We start from the raw sequence: 1,152 nt of genomic DNA on the forward strand, positions 1-1,152 counted from the left end.
GTATAGACGGAAGTAATTCTGGAATGTGATAGAGGCTAGCGTTTGGTTTTCGTTTTGGATCTTAACGCCTTCTTTCGCTTCGACAGCTTGGTGAAGACCTTCTGACCAACGACGACCTGGCATTGTACGACCAGTGTGTTCATCAACGATCACAACTTCGCCGTCATCGTTAACGATGTAATCCACATTACGCTCAAACAGCACATGTGCACGTAGAGCAGCATTTACGTGGTGAAGCAAGCTGATGTTCGCAGGTGAGTACAATGTATCACCTTCTTCCATCAAACCATTTTTAACCAATAGCTCTTCTACGTATTCTTGACCCGTTTCAGTCAAGTGAACTTGTTTTGATTTTTCATCAACAGTGTAGTGACCATCGCCACGATACTCTTCAGAATCTTCTTTATCTTGCTTCTGTAGGTGTGGGATAAGCAGGTTGATTCGAGTGTAAAGTTCTGAACTGTCTTCTGCCGGACCAGAGATGATCAAAGGAGTACGAGCTTCATCGATAAGGATTGAGTCCACCTCATCGACCACAGCAAAGAAACGTTCGCGCTGAACACGGTCTTCATTGCGGAAAGCCATGTTGTCGCGCAAGTAATCGAAACCAAACTCGTTGTTTGTTCCGTATAGAATATCAGCTTGGTACGCTTCTTTTTTCGCTTGAGGAGGCATGTTCGGCACGTTAACACCCACCGTCATACCTAGGAATTCAAATAGCGGACGGTTTGTCTCCGCATCACGTTTAGCGAGGTAGTCGTTGACCGTAACAACGTGTACGCCTTTACCAGGAAGTGCATTTAGGTAAGCAGGAAGAGTTGCCGTTAGAGTTTTACCTTCACCCGTGCGCATCTCTGCGATTTGGCCTGCATTTAGAACCATACCGCCGATGAGCTGCACGTCGAAGTGACGCATACCGTATACACGTTTAGACGCTTCACGAACAGTAGCAAAAGCTTCTGGAAGTAGCTTATCAAGAGTTTCGCCTTGCTCTAGGCGCTCACGGAACTCAACAGTTTTCGCTTTAAGCTCTTCATCTGAAAGTGCTTCAAATGTTGGTTCGTAGTTATTGATCTCTTTTACAATTTTTCTAAGGCGGCGCAGTGTTCGGTCGTTGCGACTGCCAATCACTTTTGTCAGTAGCTTAGTTAT

At 45.6% G+C, this 1,152-nt stretch carries 1 protein-coding gene; it reads right to left on the minus strand.

What is annotated here, in order from left to right; all coding sequences use genetic code 11:
- Window positions 1-1,152: DEAD/DEAH box helicase (locus R7070_RS26080; protein WP_411912997.1), on the minus strand; the 1,152-nt coding region annotated here is incomplete at both ends.

Origin of the sequence: Vibrio sp. 1557, from assembly GCF_033340175.1 — a bacterium.
Classification (GTDB): domain Bacteria; phylum Pseudomonadota; class Gammaproteobacteria; order Enterobacterales; family Vibrionaceae; genus Vibrio; species Vibrio alginolyticus.